Here is a 16,326-nt window from a genome sequence, read left to right as displayed (position 1 = left end):
TCCTCCGAGAGTTTTACTCTCCGGTAAACCCGGGGCAGTTCAGTCAGTCGCTTGCTCTCATATCCTCCAAGACATTGGGGGGAGGCATGGTATGGCTGCGCTATTGCATTGAACGCAGCACGAAAGCTGGATGATACTATGAATGGTAGGAGCGCTGGGGAAAGCTAAATCTCGACGGCGAGCAGAGCTGTGCCTAAAATAATATGAGCATATTTATAAAAAGGGCTCATATATGTCTCGCGAGAATTTTAATGACCTGATCGCGTTTCTGGCTGTGGCGCGTGAGAAGAGCTTTACGCGGGCCGCTGCAAAAATGGGTGTGTCCCAGTCGGCATTGAGCCATACGGTTCGTCTTCTGGAAGAACGTCTGGGCCTACGATTGCTGACACGGACGACGCGGAGTGTGACACCCACAAATGCAGGTGACTATCTTATTCGCAACATTGGACCGCATTTTGATCAGATTGAAAGTCAGATTGCCTCTCTGGGTGAGCTGCGGGATGTGCCGAGTGGGCTGATCCGTGTCACTGCAACGGACGATGTCATTGCCTATATCCTCAGACCGAGGATTGAGCAGTTCCTTAAAAAATATCCTGACGTCAAAGTCGAGATCAATGCGGATCTCAAGCTGGTGGATATCGTAGCCGAGCGTTTCGATGCCGGAGTTAGGCTGGGAGAACAGGTAACCAAGGAGATGACTTCGGTGCCTCTCACGCCAGATATTCGGTTTGTCGTTGTGGGCACGAAATCCTATTTCAGGAAAAATGCCAAACCGAAGGTTCCGCATGACCTTCTGAAGCATCAATGCATCACCATGCGTCTGCCAACACACGGTGGGATTTACGCTTGGGAATTTGAAAAGAACGGTCGAGACGTCAAGGTACGCGTTGATGGCCCTTTGATATTTAACAGCATTTTTCCTGTACGGGATGCCTGTCTGGATGGGCTCGGTCTGGCACATATGCCGGAAATGGTCGCGGAGAAATATATTGCCGATGGTCGTTTGGTCAAAGTTCTTCAAGACTGGTGTCCCTATTGGACTGGATACCATCTCTGCTTTCCTCACCACCACCAGAATACCATGCCTTTTTCGCTTTTTGTCGAGGCAATGCGTTATGAACCGGTAGAATCTTAGCATTCATGAGTAAAATCGAAGATCGTTAGCATCAAAAAGGGACTAATAGAGTCGGTAGGTAGCTCCTACATGAAGAAACATGGTCACATGGCGATCAAATAGGAACGGGAAAGTATCATGAAGGTAATTTATCCAATTGTATGTGCTCTTGCCATGACCGTGGCAGGGCAAGCCATGGCAGCACCAACGCTGGAACAGGCTGTTCACTCCTCCACGCGGGATGCCCGATTTGTTGCGCGTGACCCGATCCGGCACCCTTTGGAGGAATTGCAGTTTTTTGGCTTGCGGCCGGACGCTAGTGTTGTCGAAATCTGGCCGGGTGGGGGCTACTGGACGCAGATTCTTAGTCCATATTTGCGAGACAAAGGCGTCTATACTTTGGCTCTTGGTTCTGAAGATGGAGCGGGTTCAGCCTTCAGCAAGATGGTGGCGTCTCATCCTGAACTCAAGGAAACGTTCAGGACAACACAGTTTGACGGCGATCATCTCGATTTTGCTGCGCCTGACAGTGTCGACTTCGTTCTGACTTTTCGTAACCTGCATAACTGGATGGAAGCCGGTAACGCACCGCAGATGCTTGCGGCCATCCATCGAGTTCTGAAGCCGGGTGGTATATTCGGTGTTGAAGACCATCGTGGCCACACAAATGCCCCGCAGGATCCTCGTGCGGAGAATGGGTATGTCCGTCAGTCTTATGCAATTTCCCTCATTGAAAAAGCAGGCTTCAAGCTTGTTGGTTCATCAGAAATCAACGCCAATCCGCGTGATACGGCCAACTGGCCGAAGGGCGTTTGGACACTGCCTCCGACTTTTGCCTTGGGAGACAAGGATCACGCCAAATATGCGGCAATCGGGGAGGGCGATAACTTCGTCCTTAAATTCCAGAAAATCGACCGTTAAAATTACGGAGACTATCCATGAACAATAATGTTGCGGATAAGATTGTTATCATAACGGGCGCCAGCAGTGGACTGGGGGCGGAAGCTGCGCGACATCTGGCTGCACTGGGTGCGACCGTTGTTCTGGGTGCGCGGCGCGAAGACCGGATCAAGACGCTTGCTGAAAATATTACTGCCAAAGGTGGCAAGGCTTTGGCGATTGAAACGGATGTGACGGATCGCACTTCGGTTCAGAACCTCGTTGATACGGCGGTCAAGACTTATGGCCGCATTGACGTGCTGCTCAACAATGCGGGCGTTATGCCTCTGTCGCCACTTGAAAACCTGCGTGTTGATGAGTGGGATCTGATGATCGACGTCAACATCAAGGGTGTTTTGTATGGTATTGCAGCCGCCCTTCCGCATATGAAAGCGCAGAAAAGCGGTCAGATCATCAACGTGTCTTCCGTTGCGGGTCATCGTGTTCTGGAAAACAGCGCAGTTTACTCGGCCACAAAATTCGCCGTTCGTGCGCTGTCCGAGGGATTACGGGCTGAAGTGAAGCCGTACAACCTGCGCACAACGGTCATTTCGCCAGGGGCAGTTCAGTCGGAACTGCTCAATGGCGTGCATGATGAGGCGACTGCGGAACAGCTCAGGAATTTTGTGCCTGGTATTGCAATCAGTGCAGACTCATTTGCCCGGTGTGTCGCTTTTGCGATCAGCCAGCCTGAAGATGTGGATATCAACGAAATTCTTTTCCGCCCCACAAAGCAGCAGATATAAAAGATAGCGCTGACAGCACGTCTCACAATTCAGATAGGCCGTGTTCTGAAAAGGGCACGGCCCTTTTTATAAGTTTGAGAAAATTACCAGGAGACCAGCCTTTCAGGGAGCAAAGCCTGAACTGAAATGGAACTGCTATTCATGAAAATTATTCATGATCATGCTCGTTTTATAGGGGCTAGTCTGGGTCTTCAACGTTCCCTACCTTCTTTTAAGAACTTTGACAGTCGGCATGAGCAAGATTGGCAGGCGTGAAAATAATAGCACAGATGAAGGTAGTCTGCTGATGCAGCCTGTCGTTTTTGGAAATATCTGTGCCGATGAATACTCGTAATACTGAGGCGTAATGGATACTCTTTCTCAAACATTGTCCGAAGCGAATAAAGACTCTGACAAGCAGGCAGGGTCTTGGGGTGCTGTGCTCGCCATGTCTCTTGGCGCCTTCGCGCTTGTCGCATCGGAGTTTATGCCTGTCAGTCTTCTAACGCCTATCGCGACTGATCTTCATATCAGCGAGGGGCAGGCGGGTCAGGCCATCTCAGTCTCGGGCGCGTTTGCGGTTTTAACCAGCCTTTTCATTTCCTCTTTGGCCAAAGGGATCAATCGCAAAACGCTGCTGTTAGTCCTTATCGGGATGATGATCGTTTCAGGAACAGTTGTTTCTCTGGCACCTAATTACGTTCTCTTCATGCTCGGGCGGGCGATGATTGGTGTTGTGATCGGTGGTTTCTGGTCAATGTCTGCCGCAACGGCGATGCGTCTTGTCGAAGATCATCATGTTCCACGCGCGCTTGCAATCCTGAATGGTGGCAATGCCCTTGCTACAGTTATTGCGGCACCTGCTGGCAGCTTTCTTGGTGGTTTGATCGGCTGGCGTGGTGCATTTTTCTGCGTGGTGCCGGTGGCTGTCATTGTTTTCGTCTGGCAGCTTATCAGCCTCCCATCCATGCCCAGTGAACGCCATCAACAGTCTGCAAGTGTGTTCGCCCTGCTGGCGCGGCCAATTGTGAGAATGGGGATGATTGCAGTTGGCCTCTTTTTTATGGGGCAGTTCACGCTCTTTACCTATGTCAGGCCGTTCCTTGAAGATGTGGCGCATGTCGATGTGTCTACGCTGTCCTTGATCCTGTTGCTGATGGGGATTTCCGGTTTTATTGGCACCGTGCTGATTGGCGCCATGCTGAAGAAAAGTGTCTACCCCGTTCTAATTGTTACTCCTCTCTTGATGGCGCTTTGGGCATTTGGTCTCCTTATGTTGGGAAAATGGATTGTTGTCTCTGCCATAATACTGACTGCATGGGGCCTGTTTGCAACATCCGCTCCTGTTGGTTGGTGGACCTGGCTGGCCAGAACACTCCCACAGGATGCTGAAGCGGGAGGCGGACTAATGGTTGCTGTCGTCCAGCTTGCCATCACGCTGGGGGCAACCTGTGGCGGTATCCTCTTTGACGGAATTGGGTATCAGGCGACCTTTGCTGCCAGCGCGTGTGTGCTTGTGCTCGCAGCTCTGCTGGCTCTGTTAACGATGCGGCTGGGCCACCAGTCATAATTTTTTGCAGGCATTCAAGCTGGGGAACTGGCTAAGCCCAACGTTTTTGAACGACGTGCAGGAGTATTTTTCATGGATATCAAGCGCATTGGATCGCAACCCTCAGTAAAGGGGTCGTCCGACTGGTTTACTGGAACGGTTCGCATTGATCCCTTGTTCAATCCACCCGAACCCGCGCAGGTGACGACGGCACTCGTTACGTTCGAGCCAGGTGCCCGAACCGCGTGGCATACCCATCCGCTCGGGCAGACCCTGATTGTTACGGCGGGATGTGGTTGGGTGCAGCGCGAAGGCGGTCCTGTCGAGGAAATTCGCCCCGGTGATACGATCTGGTTTGCGCCTGGCGAGAAGCACTGGCATGGCGCGGCAGCGACTACGGCGATGAGCCATATTGCCATTCAGGAAAAGCAGAACGGTTCTCCAGTCGACTGGTTGGAACATGTTTCTAATGATGATTACAGAAAATGAAAATTCTTGTGTTCGGTCACTATCAGTTTGGGCGGTAATAATGTGTGATTGTGTCCATGGGCAGGAAGGCAAACTGCCGAAAAATCCTTAGAATCAGGAGCGTAATGCCGCTTATCTGGTAATCTATGGCTCATAGTTAAACCGCAATACATCCGGCACATGACTACCAGTGACCTGCCGTACCCTATGTAATATTACGCAATGACCCACCTAGGGTTGGGTGTTAGGGTAAGGGTATGTGCGTAATGCAAAGGTCAGGTTTGTGGTAGCGTCTCTCCAACGTGCACGTGGGCGGTTTGGGTTGGAGGTTAGGCAACGGGGGCAGGTAACCCGTATGGCCGACCTTGAGCAGGGGGGCTGTTGCCGTTTGCTTTTTCCGCGCATTGCTGGGGCGGGGGTGGAGGCCGCTACGGTTAATATCTCTGGTGGTATTGCCGCAGGTGACAGAATTGAGGGCTGGCTGATATGCCGCCAAGGCTCAGACTTGCTTCTGACCTCCCAAGCTGCAGAAAGAGTGTACCGTGCCCGCCCGCACGATGCCCCGGCCACCATGACCCTTACCTGCCAAATTGAGCCAGACGCCCGTTTGGAATGGCTGCCGCATGGCACTATTTTTTTTGATGGCAGCAGTTTTAACCGGCGTATGCAGGTAGATATGGCTGGCTCGGCTGAGTTTTTGTTTTTGGAAAGCCGTATATTTGGCCGTAAAGGGTCGGGTGAGGTTCTGTCTGGCCTCAATATAATCGACCGTCTTTCTATTAAGCGTGATGGCAAATTAGTGCTTGAAGAAGCCTTGCGTCTAGAAAGCCAGAGTGTGGCCAAATTGTTGGCGCAGGCAGCCGTAAGTGGTGGGCAGTGCAGTGTGGCAACCATTGTGCTGGTAAGCCCAAATGCCGTGAGCTTATTAGAAAAGCTTAGGGTACACTTGCAGGCACCAGAGTATGCCGGTTTTGCCGTTTCAGCATGGAATGGCATGGTGGTGGTAAGAGGGCTGGCTGAGAGCGGGTGGCTTTTAGAAAAAGCCTTGCGGGGGGTTTTAGCGTTGCTACGCCAAAACCGCCCCATGCCCTCTACATGGCGTTCATAAAAAGAGCTTAACTTAGGCAAGGGATTAGCCAGAACATGCATTTAACCCCAAGGGAAAAAGACAAGCTGCTTATTTCTATGGCAGCCATGGTAGCCCGGCGCAGGCTGGAGCGCGGGGTAAAATTGAACTACCCCGAGGCCATAGCCTTGATTACAGACCATGTGGTTGAAGGCGCGCGAGACGGCGTAGATGTAGCTGCTCTTATGGCAAGTGGGGGGCATGTTTTAACGCGTGAACAGGTGATGCACGGTGTTGCTGAAATGATTCATGATGTGCAGGTAGAAGCAACTTTCCCCGATGGTACAAAGCTGGTGACTGTTCATGACCCAATACGCTGACCCTTTGCCACAAGATGCCATACCCGGTGAAATACTGGTTAATGAGGGCGATATTACCCTAAACGAGGGCCAGCCCCGTAAGGTTGTGATGGTAACCAACACGGGTGACCGCCCCGTGCAGGTTGGCAGCCATTACCATTTTTACGAAGTAAACCCTGCTTTGCACTTTGAGCGCGAAAGCGCACGCGGTTGGCGGCTGGACGTGCCATCGGGTGGGGCTGTGCGCTTTGAGCCGGGGCAGGAGCGTGAGGTTACGTTGGTACCATTGCGTGGCCAACGTGTGGTGATTGGTTTTAGAGGTGATGTAATGGGGAGCCTAGACGTATGACCCGCCTGACCCGGCATGATTACGCAGCACAATTTGGCCCCACCACAGGCGACCGTGTGCGGTTGGCAGATACAGTCTTACTGGTAGAGGTTGAGAAAGACCTGACCATTTACGGCGAAGAGGTACGGTTTGGCGGGGGCAAAACCATACGAGACGGTATGGCGCAGTCTCAGGTTACACGTGCCGAAGGGGCTGCTGACACCGTTATTACCAACGCGCTTATTATAGACCACTGGGGCATTGTTAAAGCAGATGTTGCCCTGCGTGATGGGCGTATTGCGGGTATTGGTAAGGCTGGCAACCCTGATATTCAGCCCGGTGTAGATATTATAATTGGCCCAGGTACGGAAATTATTGCAGGCGAAGGCAAAATTCTGACCGCTGGCGGTATAGACAGCCATATTCACTACATTTGCCCGCAGCAAATTGAAGAAGCCCTTTCTTCAGGTGTAACCACCATGCTGGGTGGGGGTACCGGGCCTGCAACGGGTACGGCCGCAACAACCTGCACGCCGGGGCCATGGCATATGGCGCGCATGTTGCAGGCCGCAGAAGCTTTTCCGGTTAATTTGGCGTTTGCGGGTAAAGGCAATGCGTCCCGACCGGATGGGTTGGAAGAAATGGTGCGTGCAGGTGCATGTTGCCTGAAGCTGCATGAAGACTGGGGTTCTACCCCCGCCGCTATTGATTGCTGCCTAAGTGTGGCAGACCGTATGGACGTACAGGTTATGATCCATACTGATACGTTGAACGAGAGTGGCTTTGTAGAAGACACGATCGCTGCGTTCCAAGGCCGCACTATTCATGCCTTTCATACCGAAGGGGCGGGTGGGGGGCATGCGCCAGACATTATTCGGGTAGCGGGGCTGCCTAATGTGTTGCCATCTTCTACCAACCCAACACGGCCCTACACCCGCAATACGCTAGATGAGCATTTGGATATGCTTATGGTCTGCCACCACCTAGACCCCCAAGTGCCAGAAGATATTGCATTTGCTGAAAGCCGTATTCGCCGGGAAACCATAGCTGCAGAAGACATTTTTCATGACATGGGGGTACTCTCCATGATGTCTTCAGACAGTCAGGCTATGGGGCGAGTTGGTGAGGTGCCACTGCGGACGTGGCAAACAGCGCATAAAATGAAATGCCAGCGTGGCGCACTACCCGGAGATGGCCGTGCAGATAATAACCGCGTTAAACGCTACATTGCCAAATATACCATTAACCCCGCTATAGCCCACGGCCTATCGCACGAGGTGGGGTCTATTGAAGTAGGCAAACTGGCAGACCTTGTCTTATGGAGTCCGGCTTTTTTTGGCGTAAAGCCTGATATGGTGGTGAAAGGCGGGGCTATTGTTTACGCCATGATGGGTGACCCCAATGCGTCTATTCCTACCCCGCAGCCGGTGCATGGCCGTATGATGTTTGGGGGCTATGGCGGGGCACTTACACATACCAGCCTAACCTTTGTGTCTAACGCCGCGTTGGAAGATGACATTGGCCGTAAGCTGGGGCTACGCAAACGGCTTTCTGCCGTTGCAAACACACGGGGCGGTATTGGCAAGCGGAGTATGATCCATAATAACGCTATGCCGCATATTGAGGTTGATGCAGAAACCTATGAAGTGCGTGCCGATGGCGTGCTGCTAACCTGCGAACCAGCCGATATTCTCCCTATGGCACAAAGGTATTTTTTGTTCTGATGAAACGTGTTGCAAAAATTTTGCCTGTAGGCAGTTGGGCTGTGGAGCAGGCGACTGATGTCTTTTGTGCAGATTACGAAGGACGGCACCGGCGGCGCATGGTGCTGCCCTTGCAATCTGGTGAAAAAGTGCTGCTTGAGCTTGAGCATGCCCGCCTGTTGCAAGCTGGAGAGGGGCTATGCCTTGAAGATGGCCGTATTATAAAAGTAGAAGCCTTGCCCGAAGAATTAATGGAAGTGCGGGCGCAAAACCCGCTGCATTTGGTGCAGCTTGCATGGCACTTGGGCAACCGGCATTTGCCCGCAGCCATTGAGCCAGAGCGCATTTTAATACGGTATGACCACGTTATTGCAGATATGGTGAAGGGCCTTGGTGGCCACATACACCGGGTGCAGGCTGCCTTTGACCCAGAAAGTGGGGCCTATGCAGCGCGTGAACATGGGCATACCCACCACGACCACGACCACGACCACGACCACGACCTCGACCTCGACCACGACCATCATGACCATGTGCACGAGCACACGCATGAACACGAACATAGGCACAGCCATAGCCACGGGCATGTAGAGCACCACCATGGTGGCCACAGCCATTCCCATGGCTAATGACGGCGCGGGCACACAGGGGCTAGCATTTTTACAGCTGTTGTCTTGGGTTTCTCCCGCTTTTCCCACGGGGGGGTATGCTTATAGCCACGGCTTGGAGTGGGCGGTAGAGCAGGGTTATGTGCATAACGTGGCCGCGCTTATGGCGTGGGTTGAGACACTGCTCCTGCATGGCAGTTTGGGGAATGACCTTATTTTGCTCAATGCTGCGTGGCTGGCAGGCGATGATAACGCACGTTTAGCTGAAATTGCCGAGTTTGCCTGCGCCTGTGCTTCATCACGCGAGCGGTACGAAGAAACGATTTACCAAGGCGAGGCTTTTTTAAAGGCGGCCCATGTTTGGCAAGCAATGCCCCCTAAAGCCGAGTTTGAGGGCACGCGTTGGCCGCTGCCTGTGGCGCAAGGCATGGTTTTTTACAAAGGGGGGGTGGCACAGCGCCAAGCCCTGTTAGCCGGAGGGTATGCTGCCATTGCTGCGTTGGTTTCGGCTGCGGTAAGGCTTGTGCCCCTTGGCCAGACAGACGGCCTACGGGCCTTAGAAGGGCTAGAGTGTGCCTTAATTGCTGCGGCCAACAAAGTACAAAAGCAAACATTGGACGATATAGGCAGCGCCTGTTTTGCCTCTGACCTAGCCGCCATGCACCACGAAACACAAGAAACGAGGTTATTTAGAACATGACAAAAGCAAAACACGGCCCGTTGCGCGTTGGCATTGGTGGCCCGGTTGGTACTGGCAAAACAGCCCTGATGGATGCCTTATGCCGCCGGTTTAGAGAGCATTACAATATTGCGGCCATAACCAACGATATTTACACGCGCGAAGATGCCGAGTTTTTAACCCGTGCAGGCTCTTTGCCGCCAGAGCGTATTATGGGCATTGAAACGGGCGGCTGCCCGCACACCGCCATTCGCGAAGATGCCAGTATTAACCTTGCCGGTATTGCTGAGCTGACAGAGCGGTTTGAAGGGCTTGATTTGGTGCTGGTTGAGAGTGGTGGTGATAATTTGGCCGCAACCTTTAGCCCAGAACTGGCAGACCTGACCATTTACGTTATTGACGTTTCAGCCGGAGATAAAATTCCGCGTAAGGGTGGCCCCGGCATTACCCGGAGTGATTTGCTGGTAATTAACAAAATAGACCTAGCCCCCCATGTAGGGGCAGACCTTGGCGTGATGGACCGCGATAGTAAGCGCATGCGTGGGCAAAGGCCGTTTATTTTTGCCAACATTCGCGCAGGTGAGGGGGTAGAGGGCATTGCCGCGTTTATTATTGAGCAGGGTGGCCTTTAAAAACTGTGTCTTATTTGGGTGTATGAGGCAAAAAATTACAAATAAACCCAATAGTAAGTAATTCTACGCATCCCATCTTTCCAATTCGTTTTCGTAATATTCCCCTTGTCGCCAGCAGGTGACCGCAGCCACAAGGGGGTAGCCATGATTGCGCTTGTGTCCCGGTTTATGACAGGCCGGAAAAAAGAACTGTTGCACTATGGCAGCATTGTATCGGTTGGTGTGGTGCTGGGGGGCATGGTCTCTTCACAAGCGCACGCGGTAGCAACGGTTAACTTGGGTAAAGACCAGTTTTTTACCCTTGGTGTTGGGGTGCGCGCGCAGTATTTAAGCCACGATTCAACTGTGCCGGGTAATAAAGACTCAGCGAGTGCAGATGACCTGCGTATTTATATGGGTGCGCAATTCCATAAATATGTAAAATCTACCCTAAACCTTGAGCGCCTGCGTGATGGTAACTGGAACGTGCTTGACGGTATTTTGCAGGTAGAGCCTTGGAAAGCCTTTAATATTTGGGGCGGCCGTATGCTAACCCCCAGTGACCGTTCTAACCTTGATGGCCCGTATTTTCTTAGCACTTATGCGTTTCCTATGGTTGCGCAGTATCCGGGCGCTTGGTCTGGCCGAGATGACGGTATTGCCATTTGGGGCAAGCTGGCCAAAGACCATTTTAGGTATGTTACTGGTATTTACCGTGGGCATAACTGGGTGCAGGGCGGTTCTAACTATGGTGAGCACCCACTTTTTGCTGGGCGTGTGGAATATAACTTTCTCGACCCCGAGCCATCACCTGCTTATTACACAGCCAGCACCTATTACGGTAAAGCCGATATTTTGGCCATTGGTCTTGCAGGCCAGTACCAAGCAGATGGCGTAGGCAGTGCCGAAGTAAAAGGCACTTACAAAGCCTGGAACGTTGATGGCTTGTTTGAAAAGAAAATAGGTAAAAATGCCAAATATGGTGTGTATACCTTAGAAGGTGCTTATTACCAGTATTATACCGATGGTGTAAAAGATATTCCGGCAGGGTATAAACAGCGCACGCCTTCTTATGGCAATGTGGGTGGTATTAATGCAGGTACGGCCTTTTTGGCCAGCACAGCCTACCTTATTCCTTACAAGCTTGGGTGGGGGCGTGTGCAGCCATTGGTACGCTACCAAGAGTTTCGGTTTAAAGAGGGCTTGTATGGCCCCGGCCACCCCAAAACTACACAGTTTGATGCTGGCGCAAACTACGTGATGGACGCACATAATTTACGGTTTACGTTTGATTACGTGCGCTACAAAGCTGCCAGTGCGCGGGCGCAGGGGGCTTTCCTGCTTGGTATGCAGTTTCAGTACTAAGCATGGTTGGTTTGTTATACCCATTTATCAGGCGGGTTGGAGCTAAAACCACGCAGGGGGTCGCAATGATTGGTTTTAAAAAGATAACGTTTTTTACACTTTTAGCACTTTCCTGCACATTTGGGCACAAAGAGCTGCATGCAGCAGAACCCGCGTTTGACAAGCTAGATTGCCGCCATTTGTTTGCAGAAGATGTGTTACTGTCTGACGAATTAGAGACCTTGAGCAAGCAAGAGCAAAAAAGCATTGCCCAAGATACCGCCCCGGCAGAAAGCCAGTTTTTTGTAAGGCTAGACCCTGTGCCGGGGTTTGGTATTATGAAAGGGGTAACCCTCTCACCCGCTGGGCGGCCTATTAAAGAAGACAGCACTGAGCACAATCTTGACCATGTTAGGCAAGAGTTGGCAGTTGTGCGCCACTACGAGCAAGACAAGGTGTGCTTAAAAGAAGGCAGTTTTACGAGAGACCGCGACCGTTTGTCTGATGACGCACCGCGTGCGGCCCCGTAACGGTTAGTTTTCTTGCAAGAGGCGTGATGCGGTGGCAGCCGCTGCCGCACGCGAGCTTAGGCCGGTTTTGTTGTAAATTTGCTCTATGTGTTTATCGACCGTGCGGTGGCTAACCTCTAAAATATCGGCAATATCGCGGCTGGTTTTGCCGCGTGAAATCCAGAGCAGCACCTCAGCCTCACGCGCGCTGAGGTTGAGCTTGGTGCGCAAGATGTTTTCTGGAAAAATAGCCTGCTTGCCAACGCGCAACAGCAACTCATCAGGCCCGGTGGCCCCCACGAGTGTGAGAGACACGCTGGTGTCTCCAGTCTCTTGTTGCAGCACGACAGTGCCGGGGGGCGGGAGTGGGGTTGGCAGGGCTTTAAGTGCTGCTTGGCTTTGGGGTATGGCATCTAGTATCAGGCTGGCCTGTGGTGTTGCCCATAGTACCTCGCCCATGCGGGTTGTGGCAAACAGGTAGCGGCCTGCACGGTCAAGTGCACCGTGGGCAGAGCGTATGCGGCTTGCGGCTTCAAGCCGTACACCAATACGGGCCATAACTTCTTCTAACCGTAAGGGTTTGGTCACGTAGTCTGCTGCTCCGGCTTCAAAAGCACGGAGCACGTGTTCGGTTTCGGTCAGGCCGGTCATGAAAATAATGGGGACACCTGCTGCCCGGCTGTTAGAGCGCAGGGCCTCGCACACGTCCCATCCGGTCATGCCGGGCATAAGGGCATCAACCAAAATAAGGTCTGGTACGGTGTGGCTAATGACTTCAAGCGCTGCCGCGCCAGATTGTGCAAGCAGCACAATATAGCCGCCCTCCGCCAGTTTTTCGTCCATCAGGCCCAGTACGGCAGGGTCATCATCTATAACCAGAATGGTTTTGCGGTTAGCGGCAGGTGCGGTCATGGTGCAGGCTGTTCCAGATGATGGCGTAAGGCTTCAAGCTGGTAAGAGGATACCAGATCGAACAAAGGAGCAAGGGCAGCTTTAAGGCCCGGTTGCTCTGCCTGCAATATTGTTAATTGTTCTCGTAAGTCCCTGAGGTTGCCACTGTTTAAGAGTGCAAGCAACGCTGCCCTTTGGGTGTCTGACAAAGGCTGGGCTGTGTCTGTGGTTATGCCTTGGGATGTTATAAGGTGTGTTGGTGTTAAATCTGGTTGTGGCAGGTGCCATGTTAGGCAGAGCATTTGCCCTATTTCGGTAACAAGAGCGGATAGGTTTACGGGTTTGCCCAGTACCGGGCAGTCATCTAGCGAGGGCACATGCCGGTTGGTGCTTTCTACCAAATTACCAGTCAAGAAAATAAGGGGTGTTGTGGCATACTCGGTTTGGCGAATGCGCAGCGCAAGGTCACGGCCATCCATACCGGGCATGGAAAGGTCTAGTAGTAACAGGTCTGGCTGCACTATGGGCAGGCGGTCGAGGCATTCGGTGCCGCTTTCGGCTTCCTCAAAGTCAAAACCACAACGCTCTAAAATTTCGCGCATAATCAGGCGGTGTTCTTGGTTGTCATCAACCACCATTACAGTACGGCGTGGGCCGTCATACCCAATAGGGAAGGCGGGCAGTTGGGGCGGCAGTTCAATGTCGCGGTCAGAGAGCATAAGCCGTACCCGAAAGCGCGAACCAACACCTTGTGTGCTGGTAAACGTGAGTTCACCGCCCAAAATTTCTGTAAGCAGCTTGGTTATGGTTAACCCTAAACCAGTGCCGGGCATACCTGCGGTGGTGCTGCCCCGCTCAAAGGGTTCAAAAATGCGGGTATAATCTTCCTCGGCAATGCCGGGGCCGGTGTCGGTAATAACAAATTCTGCAATTTGGCCGTACCATTTGGCAGAAAACGTAACACTGCCACGGTGCGTGAACTTGATAGCATTTGAGAGCAAGTTAAGCAGAATTTGCCGCAGGCGGTGTTCATCACACGTTACTACGGCGGGCAGAAAGCCGGGTTCCCAATTGAGTTTTAGGCCTTTTGCTTGGGCTTGCAGGCGCATCATCTGTGCGACAGATTCTAAAAACGCAGGCAGAGCAATGGTGTCTGTGTGCAGTTCAATACGCCCGGCTTCAATGCGCGAGATATCAAGCAAGCCAGAGAGAATACTGGTAATATGCTCCCCACTTTCGCGCATAATGCCAAGGGTTTTTTGGCGCTCTGTGGGCATGCGTTTATCGTGCTGTAAAAGCTGAATATAGCCCATAATGGCGTTAAGCGGAGAGCGGATTTCGTGGCTGATGCCGCTAATATAACGTGTTTTGGCAAGACTTGCTGATTCTGCTTTTTCACGCGCAAGTTTTAGTGCCTCGTCTGTGCGGCGGCGTGCCCGTATTTCGTTCATGAGGAGACGGGTTTGGTGCAGGGTTTCGCGCGTGGCGGTACGGCGGCCTTCTTGGGTCATGACCAAAAGCCATGCCCCTATAGCGCTGGCCAAAAAGGCCAGCAGCAACACATGGTGCCATGGGCCACCAGCCTGCCATGCCAACCCACCCAGCATAAGCGCTGAGCCTGCAAGCATGCATACAAACCGTCCGGCAGGGGCCAAAAGCCAACGGCGCAAGCGTGCGGGAAAAATGCGCAAAGGGGTAAGGAACTGGGTTTTCATACGCATGGAAACCGGCTTGCATCGGTCGTGGCAGCGGGCATCAAGCGAGCAGCAGAGAGAGCAGATTGTGCCGCCATAAGCCGGGCAGGGTGCCATATCTTGCGCTTCAAAATGATGTTCGCAAATAACGCATTGCATGGCGGGCTTTGTGGCCCAGCCAGCAGGTTGGGTGCGGGCTAGGTATGTGCGCCCACCCGTAAACCATGCCAGCACAGGTGCACTTAAGCATGCGGTAAAAAGCGTTAAAAAGGGGGCATAGGCTGCGGCTAAGGCCCCTAAAAAACCACAGAACGCCACAATGCCCAAGCAGGCAGATATGGCCCAGGCCCCAAGCCCTACGCAATTGAAGTCTGGCAGCAAAGCGCGCTTGAACTCAACAAAGGGAGGGCTAAGGCCAAGGGGTTTGCACAAAACAATATCGCCTAAAATAGCACCTATCCAGGCACAGGCCAAAACCCCATAAACGGTTATGCCGGTTTCAATGGTACTAACCAGCCCGGCTTCCATCAGTAAAAAAGAAATAGTGATATTAAAAACAACATAAAACACCCGGCCGGGGTGAGTATGGGTTAAACGGGAAAAGAAATTTGACCATGCCAGAGAGCCAGCATAGGCATTGGTAATATTTACTTTTATTTGCGCTAAAGCCACCAGTGCCACGGTAAGCATAACGGCAAGGGGGGCAGAAGCAAAACTATGCCATGCGTAATAATACATAAGCCCCGGTTGTACGGCCTGTGCGGCTGAAAAACCGGCTTTGAGCAGTAACCATGCTAAAAATGAGCCAGCAAAGAGTTTAAAGGCATCAAATACCACCCAGCCGGGGCCACCCATAATAAGGGCTACCCACCATTGCTTGCGGTTTTGTGGGGTAGGGCTTGGCAGAAAGCGCAAAAAATCTATTTGCTCAGCGCTTTGGCAAATAAGCACAATAATGAGAGACGCCGCAGCCCCAATAGCTATTGGGTTAAGGGGGCCTGTCTGGCTTAGCAGGCCGCTAAACTGTGTCCATGCAGTAAAATGCGGGTATTGCGTGGCGGCTAATACGGCAAGGGGTATAAAGTTGAGGGCAAACCAGATGGGCTGTGTGGCTATTTGAAAGCGGGCAATAAACGTAATGCCCCACATAACCAGCGGTATAACCACCACAGCACACACCAAGTATGCCAGCCATAGCGGTACGCCCAGCAAGCTGCGTAACGTGCCCGCCAATATGGCGGCCTCTAGCCCAAAGAAAATGAAAGTAAAGCTGGCATAAAGTAGCGATGTAATGGTGGAGCCAATATAGCCAAAGCCGCAACCACGGGTAAGCAGGTCTATATCGAGCCCAGAGCGGGCGGCAGACAGGCACAGGGGCAGGCTTACGCAAAAAATAACAAGGGTTACAAACGCAATGGCTGCCGCGGTATTGGCAAAACCAAAGGCCAGTGTGAGTGTGCCGCCCATAGCCTCTAGGGCCAGAAAGGAGATTGAGCCCAGTGCGGTAAGGGCTGCGCGCATGGGGGTGGCCGTGCGGGCACGCTGCGCGGTAAAGCGCAGGGCGTAATCTTCAAACGTTTGGTTGGCGGCCCAACGGCTATAAGCCCGGCGGGGGCGTACAATACGCAAATGGCGTATGGAATGCGGCACGGTGACTGGCTTCCATGGTGGCGGGTGGGCAAAAAAGAGTTGTGTTACGGCATACCGGATAAGCCGATACGCAGGAATGCGTATGGGAA

15 protein-coding genes and 1 pseudogene are annotated in these 16,326 nt (G+C 52.5%); 14 read left to right on the top strand and 2 right to left on the bottom strand.

What is annotated here, in order from left to right; genetic code table 11:
* Positions 1-232: 232 nt before the first annotated feature.
* From Abor_RS08005 to Abor_RS07940, 14 genes and pseudogenes are all read left to right on the top strand, one after another.
* Positions 233-1,135, top strand: coding sequence for a LysR family transcriptional regulator (locus tag Abor_RS08005; RefSeq protein WP_048841309.1), 903 nt, complete (start codon positions 233-235; stop codon positions 1,133-1,135).
* A 117-nt stretch (positions 1,136-1,252) separates the two neighbouring features.
* Entirely contained in the window at positions 1,253-2,035 is a 783-nt protein-coding gene (locus tag Abor_RS08000) for a class I SAM-dependent methyltransferase (protein ID WP_048841308.1), read from the top strand.
* Positions 2,036-2,052: 17 nt separating this feature from the next.
* Positions 2,053-2,799, top strand: a complete 747-nt coding sequence (locus tag Abor_RS07995) for an SDR family oxidoreductase (RefSeq protein WP_048841307.1) — start codon at positions 2,053-2,055, stop codon at positions 2,797-2,799.
* A 346-nt stretch (positions 2,800-3,145) separates the two neighbouring features.
* Entirely contained in the window at positions 3,146-4,348 is a 1,203-nt protein-coding gene (locus Abor_RS07990; RefSeq protein ID WP_048841306.1) for an MFS transporter, read from the top strand.
* Between the two features lie 72 nt (positions 4,349-4,420).
* Positions 4,421-4,816, top strand: a complete 396-nt coding sequence (locus Abor_RS07985) for a (R)-mandelonitrile lyase (RefSeq protein ID WP_048841305.1) — start codon at positions 4,421-4,423, stop codon at positions 4,814-4,816.
* 262 nt (positions 4,817-5,078) lie between these two features.
* Positions 5,079-5,903 (top strand): urease accessory protein UreD, encoded by an 825-nt coding sequence (locus Abor_RS07980; RefSeq protein ID WP_048841304.1) that lies wholly within the window; start codon positions 5,079-5,081, stop codon positions 5,901-5,903.
* A 35-nt stretch (positions 5,904-5,938) separates the two neighbouring features.
* Complete coding sequence (locus Abor_RS07975) at positions 5,939-6,241, top strand: urease subunit gamma (RefSeq protein WP_048841303.1); 303 nt, start codon at positions 5,939-5,941, stop codon at positions 6,239-6,241.
* Positions 6,225-6,569 (top strand): urease subunit beta, encoded by a 345-nt coding sequence (locus Abor_RS07970; RefSeq protein ID WP_048841302.1) that lies wholly within the window; start codon positions 6,225-6,227, stop codon positions 6,567-6,569. The genes Abor_RS07975 and Abor_RS07970 overlap by 17 nt, the downstream gene beginning before the upstream one ends.
* On the top strand, positions 6,566-8,272 hold the full coding sequence (gene ureC / locus Abor_RS07965) for an urease subunit alpha (protein WP_048841301.1): 1,707 nt from the start codon (positions 6,566-6,568) through the stop codon (positions 8,270-8,272). The genes Abor_RS07970 and ureC overlap by 4 nt, the downstream gene beginning before the upstream one ends.
* Positions 8,272-8,778: pseudogene (locus tag Abor_RS07960) on the top strand (urease accessory protein UreE); the annotation flags it as partial. The gene ureC and the pseudogene Abor_RS07960, both read left to right, overlap by 1 nt.
* Positions 8,779-8,851: 73 nt before the next feature.
* On the top strand, positions 8,852-9,559 hold the full coding sequence (locus Abor_RS07955; protein ID WP_084594434.1) for an urease accessory protein UreF: 708 nt from the start codon (positions 8,852-8,854) through the stop codon (positions 9,557-9,559).
* Positions 9,556-10,170, top strand: coding sequence for an urease accessory protein UreG (gene ureG / locus Abor_RS07950; protein WP_048841299.1), 615 nt, complete (start codon positions 9,556-9,558; stop codon positions 10,168-10,170). Before Abor_RS07955 ends, ureG begins: the two co-directional genes overlap by 4 nt.
* Before the next feature lie 144 nt (positions 10,171-10,314).
* Positions 10,315-11,514 (top strand): porin, encoded by a 1,200-nt coding sequence (locus Abor_RS07945; protein WP_232015131.1) that lies wholly within the window; start codon positions 10,315-10,317, stop codon positions 11,512-11,514.
* Positions 11,515-11,579: 65 nt separating this feature from the next.
* A complete protein-coding gene (locus Abor_RS07940; RefSeq protein ID WP_048841298.1) occupies positions 11,580-12,023 on the top strand; it encodes a hypothetical protein in 444 nt (147 codons plus the stop codon).
* Positions 12,024-12,026: 3 nt separating this feature from the next.
* On the opposite strand, the gene Abor_RS07935 is transcribed toward Abor_RS07940, so the two are convergent.
* Both Abor_RS07935 and Abor_RS07930 read right to left on the bottom strand, forming a co-directional pair.
* Positions 12,027-12,914, bottom strand: a complete 888-nt coding sequence (locus Abor_RS07935) for a response regulator transcription factor (RefSeq protein ID WP_048841297.1) — start codon at positions 12,912-12,914, stop codon at positions 12,027-12,029.
* On the bottom strand, positions 12,911-16,237 hold the full coding sequence (locus Abor_RS07930; RefSeq protein ID WP_048841296.1) for a hybrid sensor histidine kinase/response regulator: 3,327 nt from the start codon (positions 16,235-16,237) through the stop codon (positions 12,911-12,913). The genes Abor_RS07935 and Abor_RS07930 overlap by 4 nt, the downstream gene beginning before the upstream one ends.
* Between the last annotated feature and the right edge of the window lie 89 nt (positions 16,238-16,326).

It is taken from the genome of Acetobacter orientalis (genome assembly GCF_000963965.1).
GTDB lineage: Bacteria > Pseudomonadota > Alphaproteobacteria > Acetobacterales > Acetobacteraceae > Acetobacter > Acetobacter orientalis.
Note: the sequence above shows the minus strand (reverse complement) of the source record. Positions and strands in the feature narration are given on the sequence as shown.

What these genes read in the sequence shown, in the direction of transcription:
- Abor_RS07945 (WP_232015131.1), top strand. Translation starts at nt 10,315, where the DNA reads ATGATTGCGCTTGTGTCCCGGTTTATGACAGGCCGGAAAAAAGAACTG.
- ureG (WP_048841299.1), top strand. Translation starts at nt 9,556, where the DNA reads ATGACAAAAGCAAAACACGGCCCGTTGCGCGTTGGCATTGGTGGCCCG.
- Abor_RS07990 (WP_048841306.1), top strand. Translation starts at nt 3,146, where the DNA reads ATGGATACTCTTTCTCAAACATTGTCCGAAGCGAATAAAGACTCTGAC.
- Abor_RS07955 (WP_084594434.1), top strand. Translation starts at nt 8,852, where the DNA reads ATGGTGGCCACAGCCATTCCCATGGCTAATGACGGCGCGGGCACACAG.
- Abor_RS08005 (WP_048841309.1), top strand. Translation starts at nt 233, where the DNA reads ATGTCTCGCGAGAATTTTAATGACCTGATCGCGTTTCTGGCTGTGGCG.
- Abor_RS07970 (WP_048841302.1), top strand. Translation starts at nt 6,225, where the DNA reads ATGACCCAATACGCTGACCCTTTGCCACAAGATGCCATACCCGGTGAA.
- Abor_RS07985 (WP_048841305.1), top strand. Translation starts at nt 4,421, where the DNA reads ATGGATATCAAGCGCATTGGATCGCAACCCTCAGTAAAGGGGTCGTCC.
- Abor_RS08000 (WP_048841308.1), top strand. Translation starts at nt 1,253, where the DNA reads ATGAAGGTAATTTATCCAATTGTATGTGCTCTTGCCATGACCGTGGCA.
- Abor_RS07940 (WP_048841298.1), top strand. Translation starts at nt 11,580, where the DNA reads ATGATTGGTTTTAAAAAGATAACGTTTTTTACACTTTTAGCACTTTCC.
- Abor_RS07935 (WP_048841297.1), bottom strand. Translation starts at nt 12,914, where the DNA reads ATGACCGCACCTGCCGCTAACCGCAAAACCATTCTGGTTATAGATGAT.
- Abor_RS07975 (WP_048841303.1), top strand. Translation starts at nt 5,939, where the DNA reads ATGCATTTAACCCCAAGGGAAAAAGACAAGCTGCTTATTTCTATGGCA.
- ureC (WP_048841301.1), top strand. Translation starts at nt 6,566, where the DNA reads ATGACCCGCCTGACCCGGCATGATTACGCAGCACAATTTGGCCCCACC.
- Abor_RS07995 (WP_048841307.1), top strand. Translation starts at nt 2,053, where the DNA reads ATGAACAATAATGTTGCGGATAAGATTGTTATCATAACGGGCGCCAGC.